The sequence below is a fragment of the Lacinutrix sp. genome (genome assembly GCF_037625555.1).
GTDB lineage: Bacteria > Bacteroidota > Bacteroidia > Flavobacteriales > Flavobacteriaceae > Lacinutrix.
The window spans coordinates 11,875-28,910 of record NZ_JASJHV010000040.1; the positions used below are offsets into that span (position 1 = coordinate 11,875).

The 17,036-nt window shown below is 31.5% G+C and carries 17 protein-coding genes and 1 pseudogene; 8 read left to right on the top strand and 10 right to left on the bottom strand.

Annotated features, from left to right (window positions below):
* Nucleotides 1-16: 16 nt before the first annotated feature.
* On the top strand, nt 17-742 hold the full coding sequence (locus tag QNK89_RS02140) for a TIGR02206 family membrane protein (RefSeq protein ID WP_340169325.1): 726 nt from the start codon (nt 17-19) through the stop codon (nt 740-742).
* Here the strand turns inward: QNK89_RS02140 and QNK89_RS02145 are convergent.
* The 7 genes from QNK89_RS02145 to QNK89_RS02175 all read right to left on the bottom strand — a co-directional run bounded on the left by QNK89_RS02145 (nt 711) and on the right by QNK89_RS02175 (nt 6,347).
* Complete coding sequence (locus QNK89_RS02145; protein ID WP_340169326.1) at nt 711-1,133, bottom strand: VOC family protein; 423 nt, start codon at nt 1,131-1,133, stop codon at nt 711-713. The two genes, QNK89_RS02140 and QNK89_RS02145, sit on opposite strands and share 32 nt — an antisense overlap.
* 34 nt (nt 1,134-1,167) lie before the next feature.
* Nucleotides 1,168-1,959: a 23S rRNA pseudouridine(2604) synthase RluF gene (rluF, locus tag QNK89_RS02150; protein ID WP_340169327.1), complete on the bottom strand. Its 792-nt coding sequence runs from the start codon at nt 1,957-1,959 to the stop codon at nt 1,168-1,170.
* A gap of 17 nt (nt 1,960-1,976) precedes the next feature.
* Nucleotides 1,977-2,804: an alpha/beta hydrolase gene (locus QNK89_RS02155; protein ID WP_340169328.1), complete on the bottom strand. Its 828-nt coding sequence runs from the start codon at nt 2,802-2,804 to the stop codon at nt 1,977-1,979.
* 2 nt (nt 2,805-2,806) lie between these two features.
* A complete protein-coding gene (locus tag QNK89_RS02160; RefSeq protein ID WP_340169329.1) occupies nt 2,807-3,175 on the bottom strand; it encodes a cupin domain-containing protein in 369 nt (122 codons plus the stop codon).
* 136 nt (nt 3,176-3,311) lie between these two features.
* Nucleotides 3,312-4,160, bottom strand: a complete 849-nt coding sequence (locus QNK89_RS02165) for a YitT family protein (RefSeq protein WP_340169330.1) — start codon at nt 4,158-4,160, stop codon at nt 3,312-3,314.
* Nucleotides 4,161-4,228: 68 nt separating this feature from the next.
* Nucleotides 4,229-4,780, bottom strand: a complete 552-nt coding sequence (locus QNK89_RS02170) for a hypothetical protein (RefSeq protein WP_340169331.1) — start codon at nt 4,778-4,780, stop codon at nt 4,229-4,231.
* A 28-nt stretch (nt 4,781-4,808) separates the two neighbouring features.
* Entirely contained in the window at nt 4,809-6,347 is a 1,539-nt protein-coding gene (locus QNK89_RS02175; protein ID WP_340169332.1) for a helicase HerA-like domain-containing protein, read from the bottom strand.
* Between the two features lie 124 nt (nt 6,348-6,471).
* Between QNK89_RS02175 and QNK89_RS02180 the strand changes: the two genes are divergently transcribed.
* Entirely contained in the window at nt 6,472-7,101 is a 630-nt protein-coding gene (locus tag QNK89_RS02180; RefSeq protein WP_340169333.1) for a 7-carboxy-7-deazaguanine synthase QueE, read from the top strand.
* 4 nt (nt 7,102-7,105) lie between these two features.
* On the opposite strand, the gene QNK89_RS02185 is transcribed toward QNK89_RS02180, so the two are convergent.
* Together QNK89_RS02185 and QNK89_RS02190 are read right to left on the bottom strand one after the other, a co-directional pair.
* Entirely contained in the window at nt 7,106-7,402 is a 297-nt protein-coding gene (locus QNK89_RS02185) for a T9SS type A sorting domain-containing protein (protein ID WP_340169334.1), read from the bottom strand.
* A 111-nt stretch (nt 7,403-7,513) separates the two neighbouring features.
* Complete coding sequence (locus QNK89_RS02190; RefSeq protein ID WP_340169335.1) at nt 7,514-7,897, bottom strand: hypothetical protein; 384 nt, start codon at nt 7,895-7,897, stop codon at nt 7,514-7,516.
* Between the two features lie 673 nt (nt 7,898-8,570).
* Between QNK89_RS02190 and asnB the strand changes: the two genes are divergently transcribed.
* The gene (asnB, locus tag QNK89_RS02195; protein WP_340169336.1) at nt 8,571-10,235 is read left to right on the top strand and encodes an asparagine synthase B; all 1,665 of its coding nucleotides are present in this window, start codon (nt 8,571-8,573) and stop codon (nt 10,233-10,235) included.
* Nucleotides 10,236-10,246: 11 nt separating this feature from the next.
* Here the strand turns inward: asnB and QNK89_RS02200 are convergent, their stop codons facing one another.
* Nucleotides 10,247-10,534 (bottom strand): hypothetical protein, encoded by a 288-nt coding sequence (locus QNK89_RS02200; RefSeq protein WP_340169337.1) that lies wholly within the window; start codon nt 10,532-10,534, stop codon nt 10,247-10,249.
* 716 nt (nt 10,535-11,250) lie between these two features.
* Between QNK89_RS02200 and gyrB the strand changes: the two genes are divergently transcribed.
* The 5 genes and pseudogenes from gyrB to QNK89_RS02225 all read left to right on the top strand — a co-directional run bounded on the left by gyrB (nt 11,251) and on the right by QNK89_RS02225 (nt 16,866).
* The gene (gyrB, locus tag QNK89_RS02205) at nt 11,251-13,200 is read left to right on the top strand and encodes a DNA topoisomerase (ATP-hydrolyzing) subunit B (protein WP_340169338.1); all 1,950 of its coding nucleotides are present in this window, start codon (nt 11,251-11,253) and stop codon (nt 13,198-13,200) included.
* Nucleotides 13,201-13,377: 177 nt separating this feature from the next.
* Nucleotides 13,378-14,145 (top strand): annotated as a pseudogene (locus QNK89_RS02210) (DUF6588 family protein); the annotation flags it as partial.
* A gap of 154 nt (nt 14,146-14,299) precedes the next feature.
* Nucleotides 14,300-15,226, top strand: a complete 927-nt coding sequence (locus tag QNK89_RS02215) for a malate dehydrogenase (RefSeq protein WP_340169339.1) — start codon at nt 14,300-14,302, stop codon at nt 15,224-15,226.
* A 61-nt stretch (nt 15,227-15,287) separates the two neighbouring features.
* Nucleotides 15,288-16,013, top strand: a complete 726-nt coding sequence (locus QNK89_RS02220) for a hypothetical protein (protein ID WP_340169340.1) — start codon at nt 15,288-15,290, stop codon at nt 16,011-16,013.
* A 256-nt stretch (nt 16,014-16,269) separates the two neighbouring features.
* Nucleotides 16,270-16,866, top strand: a complete 597-nt coding sequence (locus QNK89_RS02225) for a hypothetical protein (RefSeq protein WP_340169341.1) — start codon at nt 16,270-16,272, stop codon at nt 16,864-16,866.
* Nucleotides 16,867-17,036: the final 170 nt, after the last annotated feature.

Here is a 17,036-nt window from a genome sequence, read left to right on the forward strand (position 1 = left end):
ATTTTCTTATATAAATTTGATTAGTTTCATAGAAATTGGTAGCCTTCAGCATATAGCTCCAATAATTTTCACTTTAATCTTTTCAATTGTTTTAATATGGTTTTCAAACCGTGAACTCAATAGAAAACATCAAGAACAGGTGTTTAATAGTCTAGGTGTATTTGTATCCTTAACTGTTTTAGTATTTCATATGTACCATATTTTAAAAGGAAACTATAACCTGTCAACAGATTTGCCATTGTTTTTATGCAGTTTTATGGCTCTGTTTATATTTGTTTTTACTAAAACAAGAAAATATTTGCTTTTCGAAATTTTATTGTTTTGGATAATTGCAGGTACTAGTCAAGCTGTAATAACGCCAGACATTCCTTTTGGTTTTCCAAGTTTCGATTATTTTAGATATTGGATAGCCCATTTAGGGTTATTAGTTATTATTTTTTATGCTATTTGTGTTTTAAAAATGAGACCTTCAACAAAGAGTATGTTTAAATCATTTATAACCTTACAGATGTATGCAATAGTTGTTTTTGGAATTAATTACATTTTAGATTCTAATTATTCCTACTTAAATAGTAAACCAAATTCTGCTTCTGCATTAGATTATTTTGGAGATTGGCCAATTTACTTATTGGTAATGGAAGCTATATTAATACCTTATTTTTTTATTATTTATTTGCCCTTTTTTATTACCAAAAAAATAAAGAAGAATACTATTTCGCAAAAAGCTGATTCATATCTCTAAAGGCCTTAAATTCTAGAGAATTTCCAGATGGGTCTTTAAAAAACATTGTTGCTTGTTCTCCAACTAAACCTTCAAAACGAACATAAGGTTCTATAATAAATTGAATATTCTTTTGTTTTAAATCTTTAGCGAAAACTTGAAAAGTATCCCAAGGTAAAACTACACCATAATGTGGAATAGGCACATGCTTACCGTCAACTTCATTTATGGCCTCAACTTCTAAAGATTTTTCTTTATAATGAATCACCAATTGGTGTCCAAAAAAATTAAAATCTACCCAATGATCACTGCTCCTCCCTTCTTCGCAGTTTAAAACATCTCTATAAAATAGACGACATTCTTCTAGGTTGTGAACAGGAATTGCAACATGGAAAGGTGTTAATTGAGACATAGTATTGAAAGTTTTTAAGATTGAAAACAAGAGTTTACTCTTTTCTTCTATTTATAGAATGTAATTTTTTAGTTTCTTTAGTTTCAATGGTTTGCTTGTAATGCTTATCTGAATCTTCTATAAGCACATTTAAGGTTTTTAACTCTTTTTCGCTAAACTCACGATATTCTCCAGAAGGAATATCAAGCTTTATATTCATTATACGTGTTCGTTTTAAAGAAGTTACCTCGTAAGTAAGGTATTCGCACATACGTCTAATTTGTCTATTTAAACCTTGAGTTAAAATAATAGTAAAGGTGTGTGAGTCGATTTTTCTAACCGTACATTTTTTTGTCGTTTTATCTAGATCTTCAAGATAAATTCCACCAGCCATACGCTTAATAAAAGTTTGAGATATTGGCTTATCTACTGTAACTAAATATTCTTTGTCATGATTATTACTAGCTCGTAAAATTTTATTTACTATGTCTCCATCGTCTGTCATGAAAATTAAACCTTCACTAGGCTTATCTAATCTACCTATTGGAAAAATACGTTTTGGGTACTTAATAAAATCAATAATATTATCTTTTTCAACACGAGTGTCTGTAGTACAAACAATACCAACTGGTTTATTAAAGGCAAGGTAAACAAAGTCGGCTTTACGCTCTGTAATAGACTTACCATCTACTTCAACTACATCATTATTGGTAACTTTTGTTCCTAATTCTGGAACAGATCCGTTAATAGTTACACGTCCGGTATCTATCAATCTATCTGCCTCGCGTCGCGAACAATAGCCAGCTTCGCTTAAATATTTGTTAAGTCTAGTTAGTTTTTCTTCCATGGTAGCAAAAATACAATTTAACTTTGAATGAAATCTATAACATGATTGTAAACCACTTTGTTTTGTAAACTATGTCCATAACCTTGAGTAGAAATAAACGTTACGTTTTTAAGATTACTAGCTATCATTTCTGCATCATTATAAGGAATAACTCTGTCTTTAATATCATGAACAATTAGCGTTTTTGTATCTATAGTTTTTGCAAAATTGGCTAATGAGAAATAAGATGGTTGTTGGTTATAACGTTTAAAAACTAAATTATTTAATCCGTGTTCTATTCGTTTATTATAACCCATTAAACCCACATAACGTTTAAAAACACCAGTAAATTCAGAAGGAGCTCCAAGTAAAATAAGTTTTTTTAAATCTTTGTTCTGGTAGTTTTTTTGATAAAACCCAGACGCCATACCACCAACTGAATGTCCAATAATAATTTCAGGTTTAAAATAATCTGAAACTACATTAATACATTCAGAGTATAAAATTGCGTTAAACTGCTTTCCACTAGTGTTACCATGAGCTGGAGCATCAAGAGAAATAATATTATAGTTTAATGTTTTTAATATAGTAATTAGTGGTTGCCAACGGTAGGTGTTGCTTTCCCATCCATGAGCAAGTAATATGGTTTTGCCATCGCCTTTCCATTGGTAGGTAGAAATATTGAGATCTTCATGTTTTAATTGAAATGCTTCGGAGGTTTCTAGAAAAGCTTTCTGATTTTCTAAAATGCGTCCTTGTCTTGGAGTTGCAAATAAATCGAGTGCTTTTTTAGAGGCATATTTTTTAGAAACAAAGCTTACTGCATTTAGAGTGTTACCTATTATTTTTATAATCGAGTTAGACATTTTTATGCTTCTCTATTTACTAAATCCATTGAAAAAGCTGGAGTGCAAATTGCAATATATTCGCAAGCTATTGTAAATGGATTTGAATATTGTACACGTGTGTTTCTTTCTATTTTTATAGATTGTCCAGCTTCTAAAATTAGTTCTTCTCCCTCAAGAATAAATTGTTTTTTTCCACTTATTATGTAAGTATATTCATCGAATTCTGGAGTTTGAAAAGGCTCGCTCCAACCTGCAGGAGCAACCATGTGTGCGATACTTATGTGTTTATTACCATCTGTGGCTTGCCCAAAGTGCTCTTCTATTAGTTTCCCATCAGTTGTTGGGACAACAAATGGGCTGTTTTGTATGGTGTATTTTTTGTTCTTCATTTAATCTATTATTCTTTTAAAGGCTTTTTCTTAATCATTCCTCCTCTTAAATCTTTTACTATGCCTATAATTATAAAGGCTTTCGAGTCTATTTTGTCTATTTCGGTATTTAATTTGGCAAGCTCTAACCTTGTTACTATAGTATAATAATATTTTTATCATAACTAACACCACTAGAACCAAAACCTCCTTTTCCTGCATAAATTGTACATGCTCTTCCTAATTTATTAATAAGCATCTGTTGTAAAGCATCATAGTGTTTAGAGATTATAGTAACACCTACATATTCTTCTACACCATCTACTATAAAATCTACAGTTTTTGCTGCAGATAGGTAGGTTAAAATAGCGTATAAAGCGGTTTCTATTGAGAGTATATATGCGCCAAAAGAGAAAATCACTAAGTTTATTAAAAACAAAACATCTCCTATAGTAATTGAAAATTTTCTACTTAAAAAAATAGCTAAAACTTCTGTTCCATCAATTACACTTCCACCTCTCATGGCTAGTCCAATACCCGACCCTAGAAAGAAACCTCCAAAAATAGAAATAAGGAGTTTGTCTTCTGTAATTGTTGGGTATTCTATAAAGTGAACTACTAGTGCAAGTAATGAAATTGTAATAATACTTTTTAGGGCAAATTTTTTGCCTATGATTTTTGTAGCTAAAAAGATAAAAGGAATGTTTACAATAATTAATAGATAGCTTATAGATAAATTAGTAATGTTTTCTAATAATAATGAAATACCAGTTGCACCACCATCAATAAAATTATTTGGTAATAGAAAGCCTTTTGTACCAAATCCTGCGGAAAAAACACATACAACAATAAACAAATATTCTTTTACAGCGTGTCTAATTTCAACCTTTATGTTGTTTACAATTTTTGCAATTTGCGAAGGAGTAGCAGCTTGCACTTTACTCTGCTTGGATTCAATTCTTTTACGAGCAATGTCTACAAGTACTTTCGAAAATAGTGGATTCATTACTTTGTGTTTTTTCTTAAATGATATTGGTTACTTTAATAATGCAGTAAAAAAGATATGCTAAACTACTACCAACCAACCATAAAATATTTAATTTTAGCTGTGTCAGGAATATTAATGGCTTCAATTTTTTTAGTCATGTCAAAACGCAATTCGCTTGGTAATTCTTCTTTGTCAATGGTGAAATAAGTATTGTTTTCATTTATAATAATAACAATGTTGCGAAGTGTGTTTTCTATGCTTGATATTTTGTGCTTAGATTTTAGGTCGCCAAAAGTGCTAAGCATTGTTATGCCAGTTGTTGTTTTATATCTTGAATCTATTATTTTAATTGTTCTAATGGTGGCTGTAGAGTCTAGTGCTTCTTTTGGAGAAAGCTCTAGTAGTTTTTTTCCTCCTTTTTCAAAAATCATTATTTTATTTACATTACCTAAAAACTCATCTCCAGCTATTTTTTTTACTATAGAATCTTTAACATAAATACTTTTTAGGTCTTTAACTTGAGTAGAGTCTGTTAATAATCCAATACTTTGTTTAGAGATTGAAAATGGATTTACTTCAGTATTACAAGAAGTAATTACGATTGAAATTGCTATAAGAGCAAAAATTATTTTTTTCATTAAAATTATTTTAATTTTTTGGGACTTTTTACATTACCTTCTTTAGAATGCCAAATACACTTCTAATAAAGGTTGCACTTGTTAGAACTTTAATTATTGGATTTTGTGCAGTACTTCGTCTTCTTGTTGTAGACCTGCTAGAGGCTTTTTTAGCTTTTTCAGCCGCTTCCTCTTTGGCTTCTTTTTCTTCTGCTTTTATTTTTGCTTCTTCTGCTTTTTCTATCTTTTTATTAAGTATTTCATAGGCGCTTTCTCTATCTATTTCTTCATTATACTTTAAAGCTAATTTAGAATCGTCAAGTAAGTTTTGTAGTTCTGTTGGTGTTAAAATATCCATTCTACTCATTGGTGCACGCATCATCGTTGCTGCAAGAGGTGTAGGGCGTCCTTTTTCGTCTAAAGCAGATACCAATGCCTCTCCAGTTCCCAAAGCGGTTAGTATTTCAGCTGTATCATAATAATCTGTATCAGGATAATTTTGTGCTGCAAGCTTAATGGCTTTTCTATCTTTAGCAGTAAAAGCTCGCAAAGCATGTTGTATTTTCAAGCCTAATTGGCTTAAAACACCTTCTGGCACATCTGTTGGGTTTTGAGTTACAAAGTATAAACCAACACCTTTACTACGAATTAATTTTACAATACTTTCGATTTGATTTAATAATGCTTTAGAAGCTTTATTAAAAATTAAATGCGCTTCGTCTATAAACATTATCAATTCTGGCCTTCCAGAATCACCTTGCTCAGGCATGGTTTCATAAATTTCAGCTAATAAACTCAACATAAATGTTGAAAATAATTTTGGCTTATCTTGTATATCTGTTAAGCGAATAATATTAATGTATCCTTTTCCGTCTCTGGTAGTTCTTAATAAATCTTCTACTTCAAAACTTTTTTCTCCAAAGAATAAATCGCCTCCTTGTTGTTCAATTTCTATTATTTTACGTAGAATGGCACCAGTAGATGCACTTGATATTCTACCATATTCATCAGAGAATTCTTCCTTTCCCTCTTTTGTAGCATATTGAAGTATTTTTTTGAAATCTTTTAAATCTAAAAGAGGTAATTTGTTGTCGTCACAATATTTAAATACAACGGCTACAACACTAGATTGAGTTTCTGTTAAATCTAAAATACGTGATAATAAAACAGGACCAAATTCTATAACAGTAGCTCGTAAACGTACACCATCTTGTTCAGAAAGTGACATAACTTCTACAGGAAACCCTTTGGCTTCAAAGTCTAAACCTATTTTTGCATGACGTTCATCTATCTTAGCATGTCCAGTACTTGGTTGTGCTAAACCACTTAAGTCTCCTTTGATATCCATAAGTAAAACAGGCACGCCTTGGTCGCTTAAGTTTTCTGCTAAAACTTGTAGTGTTTTGGTTTTTCCTGTTCCTGTTGCTCCAGCTATTAAACCATGACGATTCATAGTTTTTAAAGGGATTTTTACAAAAGCATCTTTAATTGTTTCTCCATCTAACATTGCAGATCCCAATGTAATAAACTCGCCTTTAGTTGTGTTTCCTTCTGTTATATGTATAAAGAATTCGTCTTTTCTGCTCATAATGATCTCTAATAATTTGCATAAAAATAGTAATCTTTAGCGTAAAGAATAGTAATTTCTTCAACTTTAAATACTTTAAGCATTTGATAAAATTTAAATACATAAATAACTATATTTGCAAGCTATGACAACAGAAGTTCAAGATTTAGTAAATAAGGGTAAAATGTTGCCTCTAATGGAGGAGTTTTATACCATTCAAGGAGAAGGTTTTTATAAAGGTACTGCCGCTTATTTTATAAGAATTGGAGGATGTGATGTAGGCTGCCATTGGGGTGATGTTAAAGAGAGTTGGAATGCAAAATTGCATCCACCTACTGAAACCGAAAAAATTGTTGCAAACGCTAAAAAATACAGTAATACAATAGTTGTAACAGGAGGAGAGCCTTTAACTTGGGATATGACGGAGTTAACTAAGCAACTAAAAGCCGAAGGGATTACTATACACATAGAAACATCTGGTGCTTACCAGCTTTCTGGTGAGTGGGATTGGATTTGCTTATCACCAAAAAAAATGAAGCTTCCAACTCAAGCTGTGTATGATAACGCAAATGAGTTAAAGTGTATTATTTATAATAAAGACGATTTTCGTTTTGCAGAGGAACAAGCAGAAAAAGTAAATAGCAATTGTATTTTATACCTTCAGCCAGAATGGAGTAAACGTGATACAGTTGTTCCTTTGATAGTAGATTATGTAATGGCTAACCCTAAATGGAAAGTATCTTTACAAACACACAAGTATTTAAACATACCGTAGAAGTTTATTTTTTTACAAATTTTTTAGATTGTCTTCCACTATTATTGTGAAAATCTAAATAATAAATACCAGAACTTAAGTCTTTTACATAAAACTTAAATACTTTCTCAATATTTTTGTTTTTAATAATCTCTCTAGTAAGTTGTTTTATAAATTTACCACTACTATCATATAATTCTACAAGTAAATTATCTTCTTTTTCAAAGCTTACATTAAAAATCAACTTTTCGTCAACTGCGTTTTCTTTAAGTTCAACAATTAAAGGTGAGTTTTCTTGATTGGTTTGTGCATTAGTACCCAAAGTTTCAGGTGTCTATTTATAGAGTATTGTTCCAGAGCAATAAGCCTTTGTTGTAGATACAATAAAAATTTTATTTAGATTATTGCCAATATTTAAGTTTGTCCAGTTTAATCAACCATCTGTTGTTTCATAAAACCCAGTAGTGTGTCCTCCCATCCATCCATGTGTTTCAGTAATAAAACCTACAGCTTTTATTTCTGATTCCGGAGCAGGAAGACTAGCCCATGTAATCCCACCGTCATTAGGTTTTAAGAGTTTACCAATACCAGATGCACCAGCTTCAACAGAGGCAAATATTATATTAGAATCATTTTTAAATACTTGAATTTTCCATACATAATCGCCTGGATCGTTAGTGTTGTATATTTCTGTCCAAGTATTTCCGCCGTATTCTGTTTTTAAAATTGTACCTCCTGAAGTTGCTCTTCCTGTGGCATAACCAAGTATTTCTGATACAAAATAGATATCTATAAGCGCTTCTGCATAAGTAGACATGTCTATAAAATCCCACGTAGCACCAGCATCACTTGATTTAATAACATGTGCTGGATTAAAATAAGCACCACTACCATAAATAGTAGAGGTTTCTAAGGCTGCTATGCCAAATATTGCTGGAGGATTTGGAGTTATGTTATTTATCTGGGACCATGTAACACCACCATCGAGTGTTTTAAATACAACGCCATTTAATGTTCCTAAAAAGCCAATATTTGTATTTAAAAATTCAATAGTTCTAAAGTAATAGTTTCCTCCTAAGTCTGTTTCATTTATTTGTTCTGTCCAATTAGTTCCTCCATCTGTAGTCTTTTATACTGCAGCGTAAAAACCATTGGCTGCCCAACCTGTATTTTCGTCTAAAAAGAATATATCATCAAAACGTTGGTTATTTATGTTTGAAATTGCATCAGGCATTGCTTGCCAAGTAGATTGAGCACTTAGGTTTAAATTAAAAAGTAGGATAATTAGTGATACATATTTTATTTAAAATAAGTTTTCTTTTAAAATGTAAAGTTATTCTTTATTTTTTTTAATTAAAAGTTTTGATTAAGCACTATTTTAGTATTAAAAGTTTAAAATTATAACCATTTTACTATTTACTGTTTTTAATATGTAAGATTATTTTAATATTTGTCATATAAATAAGAGTTAAAATATAAAAATATAATTTATGTGTGGTATTTTTTGTGCATTCAATCTTAAACAAAAAAGCGAAGATTTAAGACCTCAAGTTTTAGAAATGTCTAAAACTATTCGTCATCGTGGACCAGATTGGTCAGGTATTTATAGTGATGATAATGCTATTTTAGCACACGAGCGTTTAGCAATTGTAGATCCTGCCTCTGGGAAACAACCATTATTTAGCTCAGACAAAAAATTGGTTTTAGCAGCTAATGGTGAGATATACAACCATAGAGAATTACGAAAGCAATTTGAAGGTAAATATGATTTTCAAACGCAAAGTGACTGCGAAGTTATTCTAGCGTTATACCAGGAAAAAGGTGTTGATTTTGTGGATGAAATGAATGGAATTTTTGGTTTCGCAATTTATGATACAGAAAAGGACGAATACTTTATTGCTCGTGACCACATGGGAATTATTCCTTTGTACATAGGTTGGGACCAAAATGGAACATTTTATGTAGCCTCAGAATTAAAAGCTTTAGAAGGAATTTGTACTAAAATCGAATTATTTCCACCAGGACATTATATGTCTAATAGAGATGGAAAGTATGTAAAATGGTACAACAGAGATTGGAGTGAATACGAAGCTGTAAAAGAAAACGAAACTAGTATAGCGAAAATTAAAGAAGCTCTTGAAGCTGCAGTTCATAGGCAGTTAATGAGCGATGTGCCTTATGGAGTATTACTTTCTGGAGGATTAGATTCTTCTGTTGTATCTGCAATAGCAAAGAAGTATGCACAAAAACGTGTAGAGTCTGGCGATGAAAAAGAAGCTTGGTATCCACAAACACATTCTTTTGCAGTAGGTTTAGTTGGTTCTCCAGATTTGGCTGCTGCTCAAAAAGTAGCAGATCATATTGGAACAGTACATCATGAAATAAAATTCACAATACAAGAAGGTTTAGATGCAATTAAAGATGTAATATATAATGTTGAAACGTATGATATTACAACCATTCGTTCTAGTACACCAATGTATTTAATGGCAAGAGTTATTAAATCTATGGGAATTAAAATGGTGTTGTCTGGTGAAGGAGCAGATGAGATCTTTGGTGGTTACTTATATTTTCATAAAGCTCCAAATGCAAGAGAGTTTCATGAGGAAACAGTAAGAAAATTAGATAAACTTCACATGTACGATTGTTTAAGAGCAAATAAGAGTTTAGCTGCTTGGGGAATTGAAGGTCGTGTACCATTTCTTGATAAAGAGTTTATAGATGTTGCGATGAGTATTAATCCAAAAGATAAAATGATAAATGGAGAACGTATGGAAAAATGGCTAGTACGTAAGGCTTTTGAAGATATGCTGCCAGAAAGTGTAGCTTGGAGACAAAAAGAGCAGTTTAGTGATGGAGTTGGTTATGATTGGATTGATACATTAAAAGAAGTTGTCGATGCTGCAGTTACTGATGAGCAAATGGAAAACGCAAAATTTAGATTTCCAATACAAACACCACAAAACAAAGAAGAGTTTTACTATAGATCTATATTTGAAGAGCATTTCCCGAGTGATGCCGCAGCTTTAAGCGCGCCTCAAGAGCCAAGTGTTGCTTGTAGTACAAAAATAGCTTTAGAGTGGGATGAAGCCTTTAAAAATATGAATGAACCTTCTGGAAGAGCAGTTGCGAATGTACATGATGATTCGTACTAAGAATCATACTTTTATATTAAAACTAAAGCTTGGTTTATATTGTCATAATAATCTTTAGTGTAACCATCTACATTAGCATATATGTCGCTCTTTATTTTATAGTAGCGTATTTGATTTAGACTTTTCTCTTCTGAAGTGCCTAGTTTATTTTGATCTAAAATAGGAAAGCCCATTTCTTTGTTAAAGCTGTAGTAGTTTTCTACGGAGTCCAGTAATTTTTCCATAACGGTTTCTTCGTTTTGAGCATAAAATAAACAGGTGAAAAATGAAAGAATAAATGTAAAAATAGATTTAATCATTAGTTGCAGTTTGATAAGAATAGGTGATTATTAGCAAATATAGTAATGTGTAGTTAATATTTTAAGTAAAGCACTATATTTTAAACACCTGACAATCATTTGTTTAGTTATTTGCGTAGTAATTGCGCTGTGGTTAATTGGTAATTGTGTAGCTGTATAATCTTTTTAAAAGTAAAGTAAATTTATATTTGTTAAAGAAGTTGTTTCGAAAATTAAATAGGTTAAGAAGTAAAACTATTAGTTGCTTCAACGAAGAAATTTTTAAATGCTTTTAAGTTATTAATATAATTAATACTACTTTTACTAAGTCACGAGAGTTAGAATTAGCATGTAGTTCTAAAATAGAATAAAAATACAGCTATTAACCAAGTTTGTTTTAGAGCTAAAAGCCAATTCAAAAAAATGAATTGGCTTTTTTTTGTTTTTTTAAGCAGAAAAAGCCTCGTTTTTAAAAAGTAAGATCTTTCAAAATCTCGCTTCTGTGAGATTTTTTCATTTTTCATTTTTCAGAATAAAAAAAAATCACACGAAACTTAATTTAAGGCATTTTTTAGCTTGTTTAAGCGACTTTTTAGAAATCAACAATTGTTAATAAAAAACAACTAAATCCATTAAACAAAGCTATAAAGCCTTAATGTTTTCGTATATTTGTTTGTCTCTGAAAATTCAGTTTTTTCAGTTGAAAAATAACAAAAGCACTATAAAATAAAACATATATGAGCGAAAAAAAAGAAAGCTTTAACGAACACGGTTACTCAGCAGATAGTATTCAGGCCTTAGAAGGTATGGAACACGTAAGAATGCGTCCTTCAATGTATATTGGAGATATAGCAACACGTGGTTTACACCATTTAGTTTACGAAGTTGTAGATAACTCGATAGATGAAGCTCTAGCTGGACACTGTGATAATATTACAGTAACCATAAACGAAGATAACTCGATTACTACAGAAGATGATGGTCGTGGTATTCCTGTAGATTTACACAAAAAAGAAGGCGTTTCTGCTCTTGAAGTTGTAATGACTAAAATTGGAGCAGGTGGAAAGTTTGATAAAGACTCTTATAAGGTTTCTGGAGGGCTTCACGGTGTTGGTGTAAGTTGTGTAAATGCATTATCAGATCACCTTCATGCAATTGTTTACAGAGAAGGTAAGGTTTACGAGCAAGAATATTCAAAAGGAAAAGCACTATATCCAGTAAAGTCAACAGGAGATACAGATAAAAGAGGAACAACAGTAACTTTTAGACCAGATCCAACAATATTTACACAAACCTTAGAGTATAACTACGATACTCTAGCAAGTAGAATGCGTGAGTTAGCGTATTTAAATAAAGGTATTACAGTACATCTGGTTGACAGAAGACATAAAAAAGACGATGGCTCTTTTGAAGGTGAAACATTTCACTCTGAAGAAGGGTTAAAAGAATTTATCAAGTTTTTAGATGGAAACCGCGAGCCTTTAATGAAAGATGTTATTTCATTTGAAGGAGAGAAAAACGGAGTTCCAGTTGAGGTGGCAATGATTTATAATACAAGTTATGCAGAAAATTTACACTCTTATGTAAATAATATTAACACACATGAAGGTGGTACACACCTTTCTGGTTTTAGACGAGGACTTACACATACTTTAAAAAAGTATGCAGACGAGTCTGGAATGTTAGATAAGTTGAAGTTTGATATCGCTGGAGATGATTTTCGTGAAGGATTAACAGCCATTATTTCTGTAAAAGTTCAAGAGCCACAATTTGAAGGACAAACAAAAACAAAGCTAGGTAATAGAGAGGTTTCTGCAGCTGTAAGCCAGTCTGTTTCAGAAATGTTAACAGATTACTTAGAAGAACATCCAGACGATGCTAAAATTATTGTTCAAAAAGTAATTCTAGCAGCACAAGCGCGTCACGCAGCACAAAAAGCGCGTGAAATGGTGCAACGTAAAACAGTAATGAGTATTGGTGGTTTACCTGGTAAATTAAGTGATTGTTCAGAACAAGACCCAGCAAAATGCGAAGTGTATCTTGTCGAGGGAGATTCGGCAGGTGGTACAGCAAAGCAAGGGCGTGATAGAGCTTTTCAAGCTATTTTGCCATTACGTGGTAAAATATTAAATGTTGAAAAAGCCATGACGCATAAGGTTTTTGAAAACGAAGAAATAAAAAATATCTTTACTGCACTTGGTGTGACAATAGGAACAGAAGAAGATAGTAAGGCGCTTAACCTTTCAAAATTAAGATACCATAAAATAGTCATCATGTGTGATGCCGATATTGATGGTTCACACATTGAAACTTTAATTCTTACCTTCTTTTTTCGTTACATGAAAGAATTAATAGAAAACGGACATATTTATATAGCTACTCCACCATTATTCTTGGTTAAAAAAGGAGCGAAAAAAGAATATGCATGGAATGATGAAGAGCGTTTAGCATTAATGGAACAATATGGTGATGGTGCTAAAATTCAGCGTTATAAGGGTCTTGGAGAGATGAATGCAACACAACTTTGGGATACCACTATGAATCCAGAGTTTAGAACATTACGTCAAATACAAATCGATAATGGTGTAGAAGCAGATCGCGTATTCTCAATGTTAATGGGAGATGAGGTGCCACCACGTAGAGAGTTTATAGAAAAGAATGCAGTCTATGCAAATATTGATGCGTAGATTACTTTTTGTAGTATTTATTTCACCTGTTATTTGTCTATCTCAAGATTTAGACAATTTAGCAGGTGATTTAATTTATTTAACAGGTTGATACGACGAACCTGCAGCACAAGCCACAATATATCAGTCTTCAAGCAGTTGGTTTAAAACTGCTAAAGCCCAAGAAATTGGGACTTAGATATATCGTTACAAGCAAACGCCTTATTTCTACCAAAGCAGAAACGAAACATTAATGTTTCAGAGTCTCAACTCGTAAATTTAAGTATTCAAGGAAGTCAAACATCAGCAACTATTCCTATCGCTTTAGGTGGTGAAAGCGATGTGGTTTTTGAAGGCTTTATAGAAGAAGATGCTATAGAGTTTGATGCTCCAGAAGGATTAAATCAATCAGTATTTAATTACTATCAATTTCAAGCTTCTTTAGGATTATGGAAAGGAACCTCACTAATTACTAAGTATTCACCCAAGATTAAAATTAATAAAACGCGTTATCAAATATTTGGTATAGGTCTACAGTATAATATCTCGCAATGGATTCCAAATGCAGAAATAACAAAGTTCAACCTTGCTGCCTTAATATCTTATTCTAATTATAATGTAAGTGATGAATTTTCTCCTGCCAATTTAGTGCTTGGCACTATAAACTCAATAAATGTAGAAGGACAATCTTACCTCTTTACTGTTTTAGTAACTAAGTCTGTAAATAAATTCGATTTTACTGCAGCTATTGGTGTTACAAGAAGTTCTTTTACTTACAATATTGGAGGAGAAGGAGAGCTGCTTCTTTTGGTTTTAAATAAAGCATTAACAACTTTAGAGAATAAAGAGACTAATTTAAAAGGAGATTTAGGTATTAATTATAATTTCAATAAGTTTTCAATTAATTCCAATATCACTTTTGGAAAGTTTACTAATTTAATTATTGGTTTTAACTACACTATTTAAAACCATTTTTTAAAAAAATTAAATTACTACTGATTTCAGTAAACCATTTTTTAGGATAACTTTTACTTTTAAAACGCTTAATATTAACCATTTTCTGCTTCAAAATTTGTAAATTTGCAGCTTAAAATTATATACAAACTAAAAACATATTAAAATGAAGGTAACAGTAGTTGGAGCAGGAGCAGTAGGTGCAAGTTGTGCTGAATATATTGCTATTAAAGATTTTGCAAGTGAAGTTGTAATCTTAGACATTAAAGAAGGTTTTGCAGAAGGCAAAGCAATGGATTTAATGCAAACCGCTTCATTAAATAGTTTCGATACAAAAATTACAGGAAGTACTAATGATTACTCTAAAACAGCAGGATCTGATGTTTGTGTAATTACTTCTGGAATTCCTAGAAAACCAGGTATGACTCGTGAAGAGCTAATAGGTATTAATGCAGGAATTGTAAAAATGGTATCTGCAAGCTTAGTAGAGCATTCTCCAAATACAATAATCATTGTGGTTTCTAATCCAATGGATACCATGACTTATTTAGTTCATAAAACTACAGGTTTGCCAAAAAACAGAATTATTGGAATGGGTGGAGCACTAGATTCTGCACGTTTTAAATACAGATTAGCTGAAGCTTTAGGAGCTCCTATTAGTGATGTAGACGGAATGGTTATTGGTGGACATAGCGATAAAGGTATGGTGCCATTAATCGGGAAAGCTGCAAGAAATAGTGTAAAAGTTTCAGAGTTTTTATCTAATGAAAGAATGGATCAAGTAGTTCAAGATACTAAAGTTGGAGGCGCTATGCTTACAAGTTTATTAGGAACTTCTGCTTGGTATGCACCAGGCGCAGCAGTATCTGCTATGGTTCAAGCTATTGCTTGCGATACTAAAAAAATATTCCCTTGTTCAGCATTTTTAGATGGTGAATTTGGATTAAGCGATTTATCAATAGGTGTGCCTTGTGTATTAGGTGCTAATGGAATTGAGAATATTGTTGAAATTAGTTTAACAGATGCTGAAAAAGCAAAATTAGCAGAATCTGCTGAAGGTGTCAAAGCAACTAACGGATTGTTAGAATTATAATCTATAAACATTTAATAAAAACCTCATTTGTGCAAACTTGTGAGGTTTTTTATTTTTAAACATGAAAATATCCAAAATAATATTTGTTGTAGTTCTTTTATTAAGCATTGTTGGTTGTCAAAAACCAAAACTGCATCAATGTATTTATGCTTTTGATAATACCGAAGAAGCAACTCAAGAAAATATACGCAAAGTAATTAGTGTTTTAGATAAAAGATTAACTGTTTACGGTTTAAAACACACAATTGAAGCTTATCAAGAAGTTAATATTAAAATAACAGTTGAATCTCATGCTGAAATTTTGAATGTTAAAAGCCTATCTAACGTAGTTTCTAATAAAGGTAAATTTGAGTTTTGGGAAACATTTGAAGCTGAAAAAATAAGTGCCAATCTATTTGATTTTGAAGGGCTGATTTCTAACGACTCTAACAAAGAAGAAAACACAAGTAATTCTATTTTAAAAAGTGCCATTGCTATAGGTTATCCTGGTGCACCAATATTATTCTATATAAAACCAAGAGACACTTTGAATGTGATTAAAACATTGGATTCATTAAAGCAAGATTTAACAGGTAATCAGAAATTTGTTAAGTTTTTATATGGAAAACCAGGGAATGATGGGTCATTACCAATCTATACAATAAAATCTAATAGACAAGATAAAGCAGTGATTTCTGGTAATGTGGTTGAAGAAGTAAGCCAAAATTATAATAATAAGTCAGTTGTTAATTTTGTAATGAATAAAGTAGGAGCTGTAGAATGGGAACGCTTAACAGGTAAGGCGTAAAAGCAAAATAGACAAATTGCACTTGTAATTAATAATATTGTTTTTTCAGCTCCAGGAGTTAGTGCTTGACCAATTAAAGGTGGAAGGTGTTAAATCTCTGGAGATTTTACCAGAGAAGAAGCTGTAGAGCTTACTGCAGTAATTTCAGAAAAAGGAGAGATTCCTCTATTAAATTTAATTAATTATACAAATCAACTTCAATAAATTAGTTTAAAGCAATTTAGCAATACAGTCTTTATTTTTTTATATTTGGCACATGAAAGCAAAATGGTACTTTGGTGCTTTAATTATAATACTCACTTTATTTGGTGCAAGTCAGGAAAACCTGATCGTACCAAATCAAGAGGTTGTATTAAAGTTTTCTGGTGATGGCATTTCTGCTAATCAAGTACAATTAACCATTGCAAATGTAAAACTGCAGCTAGAAACTATTGGTGTTTCAAACGTTGATATTCGTGAAGAGGCTAATGGACGCTTAGTTATTTCTTATTTTAGTGACACTACAGTTGCTAAAGTAAAAAATATACTTTTAGATAAAACAGCAATCGATTTTGCTTCTAAAGAAAATAGTCCATTAGAATTCCCTACAGAGCAAACTTATAATCTCGATGTTTTCGAAATCACCAAAACTGGAGAAACTGGTTTTGGATCTACTGGAAAATTATTTTTTGAGCTCAAGCAAGATTACGATAGGTTTTCTAATCCGAATGTACCTGTTTTTGCAGCAGTTATTAATTCAAATAAAAAAAACAGTGAAGTTTATGTTGCTTACAAACAACATAAAACTATTGCAACTGCAATTAACAATATACCACATAAAATTCCTGAAGGTCGCGCAGGACCAGTTTCTTAACAGGAACAATTTAAATCTTCCTAAAATTTATTTTTTTGAAATAATAATTCTCAGCTTTGGCTTTAGTTATTCATTTTAAAATTATTGCTTTCATAATTCATAATTGAAAGCTATCAATTCATATTAAATTAGTATTAATAATTGTTGGATAAAAATCTGACGCAAATAAC

Excerpts from the sequence above, each read along its gene's own strand:
- QNK89_RS02145 (WP_340169326.1), bottom strand. The coding sequence starts at position 1,133 with ATGTCTCAATTAACACCTTTCCATGTTGCAATTCCTGTTCACAACCTA.
- rluF (WP_340169327.1), bottom strand. The coding sequence starts at position 1,959 with ATGGAAGAAAAACTAACTAGACTTAACAAATATTTAAGCGAAGCTGGC.
- QNK89_RS02155 (WP_340169328.1), bottom strand. The coding sequence starts at position 2,804 with ATGTCTAACTCGATTATAAAAATAATAGGTAACACTCTAAATGCAGTA.
- QNK89_RS02160 (WP_340169329.1), bottom strand. The coding sequence starts at position 3,175 with ATGAAGAACAAAAAATACACCATACAAAACAGCCCATTTGTTGTCCCA.
- QNK89_RS02165 (WP_340169330.1), bottom strand. The coding sequence starts at position 4,160 with ATGAATCCACTATTTTCGAAAGTACTTGTAGACATTGCTCGTAAAAGA.
- QNK89_RS02170 (WP_340169331.1), bottom strand. The coding sequence starts at position 4,780 with ATGAAAAAAATAATTTTTGCTCTTATAGCAATTTCAATCGTAATTACT.
- QNK89_RS02175 (WP_340169332.1), bottom strand. The coding sequence starts at position 6,347 with ATGAGCAGAAAAGACGAATTCTTTATACATATAACAGAAGGAAACACA.
- QNK89_RS02180 (WP_340169333.1), top strand. The coding sequence starts at position 6,472 with ATGACAACAGAAGTTCAAGATTTAGTAAATAAGGGTAAAATGTTGCCT.
- QNK89_RS02190 (WP_340169335.1), bottom strand. The coding sequence starts at position 7,897 with ATGTCTACTTATGCAGAAGCGCTTATAGATATCTATTTTGTATCAGAA.
- asnB (WP_340169336.1), top strand. The coding sequence starts at position 8,571 with ATGTGTGGTATTTTTTGTGCATTCAATCTTAAACAAAAAAGCGAAGAT.
- QNK89_RS02200 (WP_340169337.1), bottom strand. The coding sequence starts at position 10,534 with ATGATTAAATCTATTTTTACATTTATTCTTTCATTTTTCACCTGTTTA.
- gyrB (WP_340169338.1), top strand. The coding sequence starts at position 11,251 with ATGAGCGAAAAAAAAGAAAGCTTTAACGAACACGGTTACTCAGCAGAT.
- QNK89_RS02215 (WP_340169339.1), top strand. The coding sequence starts at position 14,300 with ATGAAGGTAACAGTAGTTGGAGCAGGAGCAGTAGGTGCAAGTTGTGCT.
- QNK89_RS02220 (WP_340169340.1), top strand. The coding sequence starts at position 15,288 with ATGAAAATATCCAAAATAATATTTGTTGTAGTTCTTTTATTAAGCATT.
- QNK89_RS02225 (WP_340169341.1), top strand. The coding sequence starts at position 16,270 with ATGAAAGCAAAATGGTACTTTGGTGCTTTAATTATAATACTCACTTTA.